This window comes from Helicobacter sp. 23-1048 (assembly GCF_053654545.1).
Map to the genome: position 1 here is coordinate 904,724 of NZ_JBSIUT010000001.1, position 14,975 is coordinate 919,698.

13 protein-coding genes, 1 tRNA gene and 1 pseudogene are annotated in these 14,975 nt (G+C 39.3%); 7 read left to right on the plus strand and 8 right to left on the minus strand.

Going from position 1 to position 14,975, the window contains the following annotated elements; genetic code table 11:
• Positions 1 to 107: 107 nt before the first annotated feature.
• From pseB to ACWIWK_RS04530, 7 genes and pseudogenes are all read right to left on the minus strand, one after another.
• Positions 108 to 1,103, minus strand: a complete 996-nt coding sequence (pseB, locus tag ACWIWK_RS04500) for a UDP-N-acetylglucosamine 4,6-dehydratase (inverting) (protein WP_454152027.1) — start codon at positions 1,101 to 1,103, stop codon at positions 108 to 110.
• Positions 1,096 to 2,943: a penicillin-binding protein 2 gene (mrdA, locus tag ACWIWK_RS04505; protein WP_454151226.1), complete on the minus strand. Its 1,848-nt coding sequence runs from the start codon at positions 2,941 to 2,943 to the stop codon at positions 1,096 to 1,098. The genes pseB and mrdA overlap by 8 nt, the downstream gene beginning before the upstream one ends.
• A complete protein-coding gene (locus ACWIWK_RS04510; protein WP_454152045.1) occupies positions 2,927 to 3,406 on the minus strand; it encodes a hypothetical protein in 480 nt (159 codons plus the stop codon). The genes mrdA and ACWIWK_RS04510 overlap by 17 nt, the downstream gene beginning before the upstream one ends.
• The gene (gene yihA, locus ACWIWK_RS04515; RefSeq protein WP_454151227.1) at positions 3,355 to 4,545 is read right to left on the minus strand and encodes a ribosome biogenesis GTP-binding protein YihA/YsxC; all 1,191 of its coding nucleotides are present in this window, start codon (positions 4,543 to 4,545) and stop codon (positions 3,355 to 3,357) included. Before yihA ends, ACWIWK_RS04510 begins: the two co-directional genes overlap by 52 nt.
• Positions 4,542 to 5,021 (minus strand): lipopolysaccharide transport periplasmic protein LptA, encoded by a 480-nt coding sequence (gene lptA, locus ACWIWK_RS04520; protein ID WP_454151229.1) that lies wholly within the window; start codon positions 5,019 to 5,021, stop codon positions 4,542 to 4,544. Before lptA ends, yihA begins: the two co-directional genes overlap by 4 nt.
• Positions 5,022 to 5,024: 3 nt before the next feature.
• The gene (locus ACWIWK_RS04525; RefSeq protein ID WP_454151230.1) at positions 5,025 to 6,209 is read right to left on the minus strand and encodes a transglycosylase SLT domain-containing protein; all 1,185 of its coding nucleotides are present in this window, start codon (positions 6,207 to 6,209) and stop codon (positions 5,025 to 5,027) included.
• A gap of 83 nt (positions 6,210 to 6,292) precedes the next feature.
• Positions 6,293 to 7,057, minus strand: a pseudogene (locus ACWIWK_RS04530) (TatD family hydrolase); the annotation flags it as partial.
• 153 nt (positions 7,058 to 7,210) lie between these two features.
• Here ACWIWK_RS04530 and ribE point away from each other — a divergent pair.
• From ribE to ACWIWK_RS04555, 5 genes are all read left to right on the plus strand, one after another.
• Positions 7,211 to 7,849: a riboflavin synthase gene (ribE, locus tag ACWIWK_RS04535; RefSeq protein WP_454151232.1), complete on the plus strand. Its 639-nt coding sequence runs from the start codon at positions 7,211 to 7,213 to the stop codon at positions 7,847 to 7,849.
• 33 nt (positions 7,850 to 7,882) lie between these two features.
• On the plus strand, positions 7,883 to 8,152 hold the full coding sequence (locus tag ACWIWK_RS04540) for a hypothetical protein (RefSeq protein ID WP_454151234.1): 270 nt from the start codon (positions 7,883 to 7,885) through the stop codon (positions 8,150 to 8,152).
• Positions 8,153 to 8,399: 247 nt separating this feature from the next.
• Positions 8,400 to 8,567, plus strand: coding sequence for a dihydroneopterin aldolase (locus tag ACWIWK_RS04545; protein WP_454151236.1), 168 nt, complete (start codon positions 8,400 to 8,402; stop codon positions 8,565 to 8,567).
• Between the two features lie 13 nt (positions 8,568 to 8,580).
• On the plus strand, positions 8,581 to 10,284 hold the full coding sequence (locus tag ACWIWK_RS04550) for a disulfide bond formation protein B (protein ID WP_454151237.1): 1,704 nt from the start codon (positions 8,581 to 8,583) through the stop codon (positions 10,282 to 10,284).
• Between the two features lie 177 nt (positions 10,285 to 10,461).
• Positions 10,462 to 11,139, plus strand: a complete 678-nt coding sequence (locus ACWIWK_RS04555; RefSeq protein ID WP_454151239.1) for a hypothetical protein — start codon at positions 10,462 to 10,464, stop codon at positions 11,137 to 11,139.
• Between the two features lie 18 nt (positions 11,140 to 11,157).
• On the opposite strand, the gene ACWIWK_RS04560 is transcribed toward ACWIWK_RS04555, so the two are convergent.
• Positions 11,158 to 11,233, minus strand: a tRNA-Phe gene (locus ACWIWK_RS04560).
• A 174-nt stretch (positions 11,234 to 11,407) separates the two neighbouring features.
• Here ACWIWK_RS04560 and ACWIWK_RS04565 point away from each other — a divergent pair.
• The gene (locus tag ACWIWK_RS04565; RefSeq protein WP_454151241.1) at positions 11,408 to 12,856 is read left to right on the plus strand and encodes a hypothetical protein; all 1,449 of its coding nucleotides are present in this window, start codon (positions 11,408 to 11,410) and stop codon (positions 12,854 to 12,856) included.
• An 11-nt stretch (positions 12,857 to 12,867) separates the two neighbouring features.
• Positions 12,868 to 14,973, plus strand: coding sequence for a hypothetical protein (locus tag ACWIWK_RS04570; protein WP_454151243.1), 2,106 nt, complete (start codon positions 12,868 to 12,870; stop codon positions 14,971 to 14,973).
• The last annotated feature ends 2 nt before the right edge of the window (positions 14,974 to 14,975 follow it).

A 14,975-nucleotide genomic window follows, 5' to 3' on the forward strand; every position in this document is an offset into this window, starting at 1 on the left:
ATAATTTACCTGCATAGATTCTCTCCTTATTTGTGTTTGGATTGGGATTGTAGTAAATATTAGAGTCTAATGTCAATAAAACACCCTCAAAAAATTAGGTGAAATTTTTATATTTGATTTTGCAATAAATTGCGCAAATCTTCTTTGCTAAGCCATTTTGTGTTGTGTTGGCTTGAGTATTCAAACTCTTGTTTTAGCATTTTACCTACTAAGCCGTCATTGGTGCGTGTATAGTCGATTGGCTGGTGGAAATGAATGCTTGGCATAAGGGTGTAAAAATCCTCAAACTCCACACAAAGGCGCGAATCATCTTTTGGTATCATTACTTCGTGGAGCTTTTCTCCTGCGCGAATGCCGATAAATTTGAGCGTAGCATTTGGCAAAAGCGCGTGAGCGACATCAACTATTTTCATACTTGGAATCTTTGGCACAAAGATTTCCCCTCCGTGCATTCTATTAAGGCTATCAAGCACGAAATTTACCCCAGAATCTAGCGTGATAAAAAACCTTGTCATTCGCTCATCAGTTATGGGGATTTGTGTTTGCCCAGATTCTATAAGTTGCTTAAAAAATGGAATCACAGAGCCTCTAGAGCCCACGACATTGCCATATCGCACTACGCTAAACTTGCTTTTGTGCGTGCCCTTGAAGTTGTTTGCCGCGATAAAGAGTTTATCTGAGCACAGCTTAGTCGCACCATAGAGATTGATAGGATTTGCCGCTTTGTCTGTGCTTAGTGCGATTATGTGGCTAAGATTATTTTGCAATGCTGCATTTATGACATTGCTCGCACCTTGAATGTTTGTTTTTATGCACTCCATTGGATTATACTCTGCGATTGGGACTTGCTTGAGCGCGGCAGCGTGGATACAAATATCAATGTCATTAAATGCCATTTCTAATCGTTTCTCATCGCGCACATCACCGATAAAAAAGCGCATTCGCTTATCGGTAAAAACTTGTGCCATTTCATATTGCTTCAACTCATCGCGACTATACACTACCACTTTTTTTGGGTTATGCTTAGTGAGAATAGTGTGGATAAATTTTTTACCAAAACTCCCTGTCCCGCCTGTAATAAGGACATTTTTATCATCAATTATGGATTTCATCATTTGCCTCTTTATTGGTAGGTTGTGTGAAATCTTGCGTTTGAGCAGGCTCTTTAAAGTATCCTAAATCATAGAGTTTATTGACAATATCTACCATTATGGGACCACCATTTCCCCCACCGCCACCGTGCTCTACCATTATAGTAATGGCGTATTTTGGGTCTTCATAAGGCACAAATCCCGTAATCCAGCCGTGTGAGCGCGCGAAATATTCCATTTGAGATTCTTTAAGGCGTGTTTGGACATTTTGGGCGATTCCTGTGGTTTGGGCTGTGCCTGTTTTGCACGCGATTTGCGCCTTTGCGCCTCGTGTGCGCCAATACGCCGTCCCACCATCAGGGGAATTACACACTTGATACATTCCTTTTTGTAGCACCCAAAGTCGCTCTTTTTGCACATTTGTAAGGACATCTTTTGTTGAACGCTCTTTTTTTTCGTTATTAAAGCTAAGGGCAAAATGAGGTTGGACGAGATTTCCTGTGGCAAGTAGTGCAGTATAGCGTGTAACTTGCATTGGGGTTACGAGAAAATAGCCTTGTCCGATAGAAGTGTTAATCACATCGCCTCCAGCCCAAGCTTCCCCTCGCATTCGTAGCTTCCATTCTGGTGTTGGGACGACACCACTTTTTTCATTAGGCAAGTCAATGCCCGTTTTTTCACCAAAGCCGAGCTGGTGCATAACTGATGAAATGTTGTTAATGCCTGCTCGCATTGAGAGTTTGTAAAAATACACATCAACAGAGGAGCGAATAGCTTTTAGCATATCCGCACTCCCGTGCCCGCATTTCCAATCGCGAAACTTTCTCCCGCCAAGCTCTATAAAACAAGGTGTGTCAATAATGGTGCTTTCACTCACGCCAGCGTGCTCTAAAAACGCTAACGCCATTCCCATTTTAATCACCGAGCCGGGCGGGTATTGTCCGCTTGTAAGTTTGTTGATAAGTGGCAAATAGGGATTTTCAAGCAAAGCATTCCATTTAGACACACTAATGCCATCGACAAAGTCATTTAAGTCATATTCTGGGTAGCTTCCTGCAGCGAGTAGCTCACCATTTCGCACATCCATTACGATAACTGCGCCTTCTTTGTCTTTAAAGTGAGAATCTATAAGCTCTTGGAGGCGCAAATCAATAGTGAGATAGAGATTATTTTGCGCTAGCCTTGTGCCCTCATCAATGATACTTATTTCTTTATGGAGTGCGTTGATAAGTGTTTTGCGATAGCTTGCATCGCCTTGCAAGAAGTCATTATAAGTAGATTCTATGCCTGATTTGCCGATGACTTTGGTGAAAAATGAAAGTGGATTGTTTTCAATATCTTGTTTGTTTGCTTTGGAGACATAGCCAATGACATGTGAAGCCGAAGTGTTATTAGGATAAAATCGCTTGGAATCTGGTTTGATGAAAACATAGGGGTTTTGTTTAAGAAAGGTATAGTTTTTTTGCATATCGGTGTATGAGATAAAATCCGCAACTTTAATAGAAGTATGGTTGTATGAGGTATTTTGGTCTTTGTAAATGCTTGCCATTTTTTCTGCATCTAAAAATGGCAAGTGGCGAACAATGAAATCGATTTGCTCTTGCATTGTGGCTTGTTTCAATCTTGGGGCTAAAGAGATAGAGAATCCTAGCTCATTGACTGCTAATGGCTCTCCATTCCTATCAAGGATATGTCCGCGCATTGGCATTAGTGTTTCGATTTTGGTGGCATTTTTTTGCGAGAGTTTTTCATAATATTCGTGGTTTATAGTCGTAAGCACAAATAATCTCACCACCACAGCAAAGGCAATGAAACCAAAAAGACCAAGTGCAATTTTAAATCGTATATTCATACACACCTACCAGCACACTTTCAATAGCACAATACAACACCAATATCAATGGGGTAATTTGTGAATCAAAGCCAAAAGAACCATCTAATATAGATAATGCCACAAAAAAACCTACATACGCGCCAGCTACTTGCATTATACGAAGCACTTTGCTCTCGGCAAGATTCTCAAAGATGAAGTTAAACACAAACGCAAGGATAGCAAAAAGTAGCGGTAAAAACCACAGCGCGAAGTCGTTAAACACACCTACGACACTTATAGCTACAAGCACAAGACAAAACCGCCAAAAGTCATCTTGCTCATCATATCGCCTAAATAAATAAAACAGCACGCCAATCAATGGAGGCAAAAACACAAATCGTGAAGTGAGACTCTCATACAAGAAGAGCGCAATAAACAATAGCGCAGTGCCTATAATTTGGCTATTAGAGCTATCTCGTCGCATATTGGAAAATGTTTGCATTTGATACAATCCGCCCATATTTTGTGATTTGGTAATTTTGCCTTGTCTATTATAGCAAATCCTTTGTGTTTAAACAAACTTTCTTTGTAAGTTAGCACTAAAATTTCACGCAATCCTAGCATTTTTCCCTCATTTTTTATGGAATCTATAAGCGCGCTTGCTATGCCAAGATTGCGATAGTTTTCATCGACAATAAGCGAGCGGAGCTCTCCTAGTGTGTTTGAGTAAATATAAAGTGAGCAAAAGCCAACAATATCATTGCGTTTGAGGTTTTTATTATTTTGTTGTGTGTCTGCTTGCTTGATTCCCTTTACGCGGATAATGTGATAAGAGCGGATAGCATTTGCTATTTCATCTTCACTTCGCTCTAAGATTACGCCCCTTTGCACTTCGCTTTGCACTAATTTACGCATTTGTGGAATATCACTAAGACTTGGTCGCTCGATGCTAAATTGAATCGATGAGGTGGGAGGTAGCGTGTGGGTGCGTGGAGTTTTGGTTGTGAGATGTGAAGTTGGTGTTTGCTCCGTGATGCCTAGCACCTTTTGCCAAATAATTTTTCGTAAAACTTGAGCACTTGTGATTTTAGATTCTATTTTTTTATTGACATTAGTGCTTGTGAGTAAGAATCCTTTGAGTAGCGCAAGCTCCTTTTGATTGAGCTTATCTGCTTTTGTATAAATGGTTAAAATTTCTTGGTCATCTCGCTTGAGTGTGTTTAAAAATGCTAACACTTCATTATCTTGGGCTAAATGCGGGTGTCTGCTATCGCGCAACACGATAAAAAGTTTGATAGAGCTCCTTGCGCGCAAAAATTCTACAATGTTATTTTCCCATTGCTTTTTTACTTCTTTGCTTACCTTAGCATACCCAAAGCCGGGCAAATCAACAAAGCGCAAAGCAAGAGAGAGATTTGGGTTGTCTTGTTCTTTAAATGTCAGGGAAAAAAAATTGATAAGCCGTGTCTTGCCCGGAGTAGAGGAGCTTTTGGCGAGATTTTTCCCTAGCAAAAGATTGAGTAGGCTTGATTTTCCTACATTGCTTCTACCGATGAATGCCACTTCGCTTATATCACTTGGCATTGCTTGTTTGAAATGCTCTGCACTGCTAAGGAATCTCGCTTCGCTAGCAAGTATCATTGTTTGTTATCCTTTTGATTCTCATCAAGCATAAAAATAAGCGTTGTTGGGCGATTATGTGTGCCCTGTGATTGGGCTTGCCCTTTTTTTGTGTTAAATGTAATGTAATCGCCTGTAATAGCGTTTTTTTCACCTTTTTCAGTGATTTTGGCGTTGTCATAGAGGCGATATTCATCATTTTGTGTGTCATAGATGATTTTTTGTGCGCTACCATTGACCTCGCGTTCTTGTTGATGTGCGAGAAATCGCACATTGCCTGTGGCTGTGTATTCAATTGGTTTGCGCTTTTTATCCATTTTAATGACAACTTTATCAGCCCACAGCATATCTTCGCCTTTTTTGATAAAAACTTCCCCATTAAGCTCGGCGAGATTGATTATGTTGTTGATAGTGAAGTTTTTTGCTTTTATTTCAAGTTTTTCTGCCGCTACGACGCACGAGAGAAGTAGCAAGAATAAATGGCAGATTCTTGCCATTTATTAGCCTTTTGTGGGGACAACTAACTTTTGGTTAATGTTGATAGAAGCATCTTTTAGCCCATTTACACGCTTAATCTCATTGATATTGGTGTTATATTTCCTCGAGATGGAGCTGAGTGTTTCGCCCTTTTTTACTCTATGTATGATATGCACAGATTCTACACTAGGGGAGCTTGGTTTTTGTGCGCTTGCGACTTTTGTTGCACTTTGTGTGTTTTTATCAGTAGGTGCTCCTTTGTATCCTTTGAAGTTTTTGTGGAATCTTGCAAGATTCTCATAAGGGAGATAGACATTGTATTCTTTATCTCTGCCTTGAGGGATTATATTTTTCTTAAAATGCAAATTGTATTTTTTGAGTTCTTTTAGGCTAATCCCAGCACTTCGTGCCACAGCATCAAGCGAAGTCCCACTTCTTAATTTCACCACAGCAAGAGAATCAGTCGCCCCACGATTAAGCAAGTATTCCATATCGCTATTACGCAAGAAATCAGCGTCATTAAAGGTTAGGCTCATTGCTACAATTTTGCGGATATAGTTGCGCGTTTCTGCGGGAAGATATGCCTTTTCATCATCAAGGAGTGTGCTAAGGCGCATATCCCCACCAGCTTCCTCAATCGCCCGCTTCACGCGACCATTTCCACAATTATACGCCATAACCGCAAGATACCACTCGCCTGTAAGCTCGTAAAGATATTTTAGATAAGAGAGTGCAGCGCGCGTGCTTTTGATGACATCATAGCGTTCATCAATGTTTTTATTTACCTCTAAGCCCATAAATCTCGCAGTGCCCGGCATAAATTGCCAGATTCCAGAGGCTTTTTTGGGGCTTTTTGCGTTGAGTGCGAACTCTGATTCAATCATCGCCACAAACAAAAACTCCTGTGGCAAACCCTCTTGTGCGATAATGCTACGAATGGTTGGAATAAACAAATAGCTATTTTCAAACTTTTTGAAAAAGTAATCAGATTTGGTTTCTATCCTGTCTTTATACTCGCTTTGCTCTGGTAAGAAATCGTATTCTAGTCCAAAAGATTGCAAGACTTTCATATTATCATCACTCATAAATGCGTAGTAGTCTCCACCACGCGCATTTGAGAGAATACAAGAGACACTAAGAGTGAAAGTGAAAGCAAGTGCAAATGCACTTTTTAATGGATTTTTTTTGTAAAGATTGTATGTTTTCATACGGCTTGCTCCTTTGATAAATAATGTAGAGAATCTCCATTTGCTTTTATATCATTTTGCAATGACACCAATCGTGGCATTTGATTAAAAAGATTATAAGCATTTATTGTGCTTTGTAAGCAGACTTCAGCAAATGAGATTCCTAAAATTTCTGCGATTTTTTGCGCGATAAGTGGGATATATTGTGGCTCATTGCGCGTGCCTCTATGCGGGTGCGGTGTGAGATATGGTGCATCTGTCTCAAGCAAGATTCTCTCTCTTGGGATAAGAGGGAGAACTTCAAGTAGAGATTTGGCATTCTTAAAAGTGCAAATCCCGCCAATACCATAAAAAAACCGCTCACTTAAGCCAAGTAAAATTTTATCAGCATTGTAGCAATGTAACACGCCACGCACGCCTTTATAAGAATCTAAAATATCAAAAGCATCTTGCGAAGATTCTCGTATATGCACGATAAGTGGTTTGTTAAACTCTAATGCAATCTCTATTTGCGCAACAAAAATATCTTTTTGCTTTTGTTTGATATGTGCGATTTCTTTGTCATTATCGCTTTGTGGTAAGTGGAAGTAATCAAGTCCGCATTCTCCCACAGCGACACATTTTTTGTCATTGATAAACTCCCTTAGCACAGCCATATCAAATGTATCAATATCGCAAGGGTGCGTGCCAACGGCAAAAAATACATTGTCGTATTTATGCGCGATGGCTTTGGCTTTTGGTAGTGTGGCGATGTCTGCGGCGGGGATAATGATTTGTTTCACGCCAGCATTGTGAGCATTTTTTAACACAGATTCTCTGTCATCATCATAATGCGCAAGGTCTAAATGACAATGTGTATCTATCATCAACGCTTGTGTAAATGCCGACATCTCCCCTCCTAATATTTTTGGAATCGCTCCATTCCTAAAGCCACATTATATAAAATATATGCAACAAGTTATGCTAAAATTAAAAAGTTTGAATCTTAGCATAAAAAAATAATTTTTAAGGGAAAAATTATAATGTTTAGCGGACTTATTAGAGAGATGGGCGAGGTGCTTTATTTTAGAGATAATGCCCTAAGAGTAAAATGTGATTATACCCCAAAGATTGGAGATTCTATCGCAGTTAATGGCGTGTGTCTTACTGCTATAAGCATAGAGCGTGATGGTTTTGTCGCACAGCTTAGCAAAGAGACGCAAACCACCATTGTATTAGAGAATTTCAAAGCAAAATCACGCGTGCATATCGAGCCTGCGTTGCGAGCAGATTCTCGGCTTGATGGACATATTGTGCAGGGGCACATTGATGGTGTGGGTGTGATAGAATCTATCTCCCACCAACAAACCCAAAGCACATTTTTCATCACCACAGCTCAAAGCACGCTTGCGTGTATTTTACCAAAAGGCTCGGTGTGTATCGATGGTGTGAGTTTGACGATTGGAGAGAAGCAAAAAAATGGTTTTTACCTCACCATTATCCCGCACACACTTAAAAATACGCTCTTTTGTGAATACAAGGTCTCACGCAAGGTAAATATCGAAACCGATATGTTTGTGCGTAATGCTTATGGTGTGTTGCGCACATTGCTTAAAGATTCTCCTGATAAGACAAATGGTGCTCTTTGGGAGCAAGTCCATTGCCTTGAAATGCAATACTAAAGTGCGCGATGATAGAATCTAAAAGGCGTGCAAATGAATGATAAAAAAGCACTAAAAGCCCTTTATGGAGCACATAATCATCAAATGGTATCCACGCACGACACAAGTAATGCCCTTTTATCACAAATCCTCCAAAAAGCACGAGAATTTGACTCGCCACTTTTTGGCAATGTTGTCTTTTTGCAATCCTTGATTGCAATGTATGGAGACAATGAAACAAACAGGGTATTTGCGAATCACAATGCCATTGCAGAAATTATCGAGTGGATTATAGAGACAGAGCATAGCGCGCAGATGAGTTAGATTCTATATTTTTTAGGTAGAACTCTATTTTTAAAGAAATACTATCGCCTTGCAAATGCACTAAAACCATTAAAAATAGGTGTTTTTTTTTTATAAAATGTAACAAATACAACAAAACATTAACAAAATAGTCATATTTAGCACTTTTATTTTGAAGTTTTGCTATTATAGCTTTGTGTGTAATTAAGTTACAAACAGGGAGGTTTGCTAAATTACCCGAAATTTTGTTTCACAAGGAGGATTTATTATGGAGTTCCTAGAGTATCTCTTGGCATTCATAGCGGTTTTGCTGATTTGGTTTAAACCGCAAAAAGAACGATTGGCGTTTGGCATCATCGCTGGGGTGATTGCCTTTGATGTAGTGTTGTGGCTTGTGGCGTCTGCGGCGTCTTGGGTCCCAGGTATTACGCTGTAAGTAGGAGGCTGTTATGAAAGAGTTATTTGATAAACTTCTCACAGAGAAAAATTTCAATATCGTAATGGCAACCGCTGTGCTCCTTATTTTGGTAGTCCCTGTGGGTATGGCAAACCTCTACTTAGGCTTTGTCAAAGGAGAATCTCCTTGCTTGCTCTGCGGGCACGAGCGATTTGGTATGATTATCGTTGGGATTTTAGGGCTATTTATGGTGCGCTATGGCGTGAAAATCAAGTATATGGTAGCGGTGTTCCTCACAGGCTTTTGGTTTTTGTTTGAGGGCTTGCGACATATCGGTAACCACGCAGGACGCGATATAGGACAGGGCTTTGGCGAGGCTATGTTTGGCTTGCATACTTACACTTGGGCGTTTGTGGTGTATTGGGTAGTGATTTTGGCTATGGCTGTGATGATGCTCTTTATCCGCAAAGACAACGCACTTGGCAAGGAGCTTCTAGATTCTGAAATTAAGATTAAAGAATTTAGCCAATATGGCAAAGCAGTGTATGCGCTTTCTGTGTTTATCGTATTTACTAATGTCGTGCAGTTTTTCATCACCAATGGACCACCTCCATTTGGCGGACGGGGCGCACCTGCAGCTACTCGATTTACTTGGGATATTGGTTTAGCTTCTAAGTTTTGGGACCCTGTGCATTGGCACGAGAATTTCCGCCCGGGCAAGCTAAGCCTACTTGGTGGCAATCAAGGACCTAAGCCGTGGATTCCGGGAGCAAACGAAAATGAGGACTCAAACTATCCGTTTGATACCAATCCTGCTAATTCTCCGATTCTTAGTCAAAATCAAACACCACTTTCTGTGGTAGGCACAAAAGAGATTGGCATAATCCCTGAAAACTTCGCAGGCAAAAAAGGCTATGTCGGTGGTTTGGCGTATGATAAGAAAAACAACGAATTTGCCGTTGTCGGCACAGGTGGCTCTGTGTATTTCACTGATGATAATTTCAGCGAATATAAAGAGTTTGCCGCTATCGACCAGCCAAACGGAACAGATGTCCCTATCACCGTTGATGCGACTTTTTATGCACCGGGCAAACTCGTAGCCACTGCGTATAACAAAGCGATTTGGGGCGTAGAGCGCGTGGAAAGCCTAGATGAGACAGATAAGCTAATCCAATGGGAGTTTTTGCCTCGTGTAGAGGGGAATTTGCTTCCAGCGTTTGGCAAGAAAAATGAACTGCTCTACAAAAATACCAAAGGCGCGAGAATCAACATTGGCACAACAAGAGCGAAGAAAAACTATATCTTAAGCCTTGCTAAAGACCCAGATTCTCGATATGCGTATATGGTGACAGTGGCTGCCAAAAAAGCTCCAAATGTTGTGTTGCTAAAATATGACACCAAAGACAACACAATCAGCGAGGAGACAATTTTGGAATTTGGTAAAGGCTTAGAGCTAAAAGAGGGCGCGAAAGTGAGCAACTTCTACATTACAGGTGCAGACATTGTAAATGGCAAAATGCTTGCCGTGTCTAAAAACTACAATGCACTGCTTGTAATCGACCTCGCTAGCAAGAGCATTACCGATGCTTATACACTCCCAAGCGTGGGTGATATAGGCGACATAGCTATCAAAGGCGATGAGCTCTACCTCCTCACACGCGAGGGCGGAGCAGACAAAGTCGCTGTGGTGGCAAATCCTTTAGTAAAAGCTCCTGTGAGAGCTCCTGTCGCAGAGGCAGAGCCAGCAGCGCAATAAGGTTTTAGCAATCACACTACCAAGAATCTTGCTTATAGCAATTCTTGGGGTGTGATATATTGTAAACGCATTAAAAATTCTTTAACCTTTGTATTCTCCACTCTACAAACACTTAAATTACGCTACAATTCTAAAAATCCTTAATAATGACAGAATCAATCCCTAAAAGGAGTGCTTATGCGCGCGTGGTTTCGTGTGTATTTGTGGTGTATTAGCTTAAGTATCGGGCTGTATGGTGTCTCTAGTGATACTCTCACTCCCCTCATTCCAAGCCACACACTTAAAAACATTGATATAAAACAAGATATACAAGAGGACCAAATGCAATCACAAGAGGGAATCGATGTCAAACTTGATACTTACTCACAAGATGGATATTCTGCTTTAGAACTCAACAATAAATCATTTAAAGAAAATGAAATTGAGGCAGCCCTATGGCGCGCAGGCGTAGGATATAGGGCATATTACAGGTTTCGTCCTGCAAAAGATGTCCTTATCAATTTTCACTTTGGGACAAGTATTGAAATTACGCAAAACCGACTTGGAGGGAAAACAAAAACTTACAATGACGAAATGTTTAATGAAGAGCACGCGTATGATTGGGGGGTTAGAGTAATGCAAAGCGGAAGCGTGAGTAACATTGGCATTACTATAAGTATCGCTGGCAAGCATAATATACAAATCACTATTCGCCAACTTTTCCTTGATAATGCAGCATTGCTTAAACGATATGCTTCAGGCTCATCTCTTGTGAATGGTATCCCGTGGGTAAGTGCGCAAAACCAGCTTACTAGCGCGACAAATGCACTTTTTAATAATACACAGATTCTGGCAAGTTATAGTTTGTATTTCTAAGATGAGGAATGTAAGAGATGGTGGCTCGAGGCGGAATCGAACCACCGACACGAGGATTTTCAGTCCTCTGCTCTACCGACTGAGCTATCGAGCCATTTTTATTGAGTTTAAAACTTGGGATTATACAAGGTTTATGGTTAAAGATTCCTTAAAACATTACCAAATATCATAGATATTTGCAAATCTTTGGAAATTTTTTATGAAATTTTAGGTGTTAAGAAAAATGTTTTATAATGCTTGGCTTTATTTTTTATGAATTAGGAAATCTATGATGGTGAAACAAAAGATTATCGTTATGGGTGGAGGACTTTTAGTCGGGCTGTTTATAGCCTCACTTTTTTTAGGAAGTTACTTCAACAAAGTAGCGTATAACCAATATAGTTTAAAAGTTAAGGATTATGCCCTTGAGGCACTTAAATGGAGTGTAAAGCAAAATACCTTTATTGATGGATTATTAGAAGTCCTTGATGAGGATATGTTTGTCAAAGAGGGAATTGAGCGACAAGATTATATGGCATTTATGGATAAAAAGATTGAAGAATCGTTCCAACATATAAATATCGAGATTCTACCTTATGAATGGGGGATTTTAAGCTCTAAAGCAAGGCTTATCATCACTAATACGCAATCCAGCGAATTTGGCGAGATTATCGCAGATATTGAGTTTTCAAACATACTTTTTTTAAGCAAACGCGCAGAGGTTACCCTAAAGAGCACATATATCGCCAATCACAATGAGCTTAAAGAATTTTTCCCAAGCGGAGAGTTTAGCAAACTTAGCCTATATAGATTCTTAGGTGATTTGGAAATGTGCTTTAGGATAGCGCAGATACATCAGCAAAGCCAAAGCCAAGAACTCAACCTTAATGGCTTAGAAGTCGGTGTAAAAATCGACACTACAAATCATCAAATCCTTCAAACATTTGTGAATCTTCCGCTCTATAAAAGACAAAAATACAATGCAAACAACGACATTGTGCAATCGTATGAGTTAAAAAATCTCACGATACAAAGCGACTATACTAATAATCCACTCTCAACGCAACGACTACTTAATAGCGATTTTTTAAGTTTTTTAAATGGTATTGTAAATAACATTAACATACAATTCAAATCTTTGGTATGGCAGGATTCTAAAACGCATCTTGTGCTTAATAACGCAAATTTAGAGATTCCCATTATCGCCCACGATAACAATTTAGAAGCAAATGGTGTGTTGCGACTTAAAAAGTTAAGCAACATTGATGATAAACGCAATATATTCCTTAGCCAAGATGTCAAAAATTTGGAGTTGCATTTTAGCCTTAAAAACATCTCTACAAGCATCGCAGATGATTTCTTTGATGTCCTCTTTATCCCAGAAATGCTTCATCAATACTATGCTCTCGTGTTTGTAGAAAAGGTTTTTTCAGGCAACCCAGAAATTGCCATTTATGATAGCTCGTTATTATTGAATGATAAAAAATTACGATTTAGCTATAATAAAACCTATGAGAATCAAAAAAGCCTTGAGCATTTTAGAATCTCTAGCCAATATTCCGCAGATGAACTTTTTAATGGATATGATGAACTCATTGAAACAAAAGACTTCAAAAAGCGTTTTATCAAAGATAAAGAGAGCAAGGAATTTGTCTATGATTATAAAAGCGTTGAGGAAAATGGCAGGAAAACCGTGCTCATCAATGATGAACGCGTGAAATTCTACTTTAATTTCTAAGGATTTGTAAAATGGTAAAAAAATATTTGTTATGGTTTTTGGGGATTTTTGGTGGTTTGTTTGCATTGCTTTTTATTATGCTCTTTACGCCCATTGGTAATGGAATCTTAAAGCCCATTATTCAATCACAGATTAACAAAAACACTCCAATAGCACTTGATTTAGAGACTTTTGAGTTGCGTGTATCGCGTGTGGCTGTGGAGATTAGACATAAAGATTCTATTGTGATTGAGATTAAGGGGGATTTTTCGCTTTTTACCCAAAGTTTTGATATTGCGCTTAATGTCAATGCAAAGGATATTGCTGTTTTTGGTGAATTGGTGGATACACCATTGCAAGGTGGATTCGTGCTTAATGCCAATGCAAAGGGAGATATGAGTAATGTGGAAATCACACTAAATAGCGACATTGCTAAATCAGCCACAAGTGTCAATGCCATCCTTAAGGATTTATCAAGCCTTCAAAGCCTTAAAGTCGTCATTAAGGATTTGCAGCTTGATGAGATTCTCGCAATGTTGGGTAAAAAGCCCTATATTGGTGGTGCGCTTTCGCTTGTCGCTGATGTGAGTGGCACGGATAACTTTGAGTTTAGTGGCGAGGCACATTTAGACATTAAGGGGGGGAATTTCTCACAAAGTGCGATAAAAAAGGATTTTGAGATTGAGATACCAAAGGCAGATTTTACTACCAATCTTCAAGTTGATTTTCAAAAGGATAGTATCGCGCATACTTTTGTCTTTGATTCTACCATAGGCGTGATACAATCAGATGGCACGACAAAGATAGACGAGCTATCAACTACAAGTGCTTATAAACTCAATTTTTCTGAGCTCTCGCCCTTTAGTCCATTGGTTGGGAGCAAGGTGCGTGGAGCATTTATCACTTCTGGCGAAGTGAAGGGCAAGGTGCAAGAGAATCTTGTCGTTGATGGAAGTGCTGGGATTGGGTTTTCTAACGCCAAAAACATTGACCAATCTTTGCGTTATGTGCTAAATCTTGTGAATCTCGCACCCGATAGCGCGACTTTGGAGGTAAAAAAGCTAAGTCTTGATAGGGCACTTTGGATGATATACCAGCCTCAATATGTTGATGCGGATTTAGATGCTAAGGTTGCTGTAAGTGATTTGTCTAAAAAACTTAATGCCAATGTAGTCGCTAATATCAAGGGTAAAACCAAGCAAGAAGCGATAAAAAAAGAATTTGATATGGATATGCCAGAGACGCCTTTTACTTTTGATGCAGATGCAGATATTAAAAAACTTGTGGGCGTAGCAAATGCAAAGTTTAGCTCGCCTATTGCTCTTTTTGAGGCAAAAAAAATCGCCCTAAATTTAGAAAATTTCGCTATTGAGAGTCCTTATAGCATAAATCTCCCTGATTTAACCAAGCTAAAATTTGCCACAGGAATGAAACTTTATGGCGACATCAAAGCAAATGGAAACTTCAAAAAGGCTGAGAGTTTGTATGTAGATTTTAACACAAAGAGTTTAGGCGGAGTTATTAGTGGGAAACTTGATGATTCCAAAATAGAGGCGAAACTTGATTCTGTAAATGCGCTTAATTTCCTCAAAATGTTAGGCTTAAAGCAATCTTTTAGCTCTATGCTTTTTGGGAGCTTCCATTATGATACCAACACTTCTAAGGGCAAGATAAGCACAACAAGCAAAGAGGGCAAAATTTTAGAGAATGATTTAACAAAAACCCTTAAGCAATACTTGAAATTTGATTTAGCAGGTGAAGTGTATAATGATATTTCTCTTAATGCAGACATTAACCAAGCACTTATCAATTCAAATTTTTCGCTTCAATCGCGTGATACAAAAATTAGCTCACAAAAGACAAATTTAAATTTAGATAATCAAAGCATTGATTCTAAGATTTCTTTACAAGTCAAAGATAGCAAGGTCGATGTGTATCTCACTAATGACATTTCAAGTCCTACAATGCGCCTTGATGCGAAAGATTTGCTTATTGATACTGCAAAAAAGGCTATCAACAAAGAAGTTGATAAGTTTTTAGAAAGTGAGCAGGGCAAAAAGGCTCAACAAGCTATCGATAAAGCGGCAAAAGACATTCAAAAAGAGGGAGATAAGCTCTTAAAACAGCTTTTTAGATAATG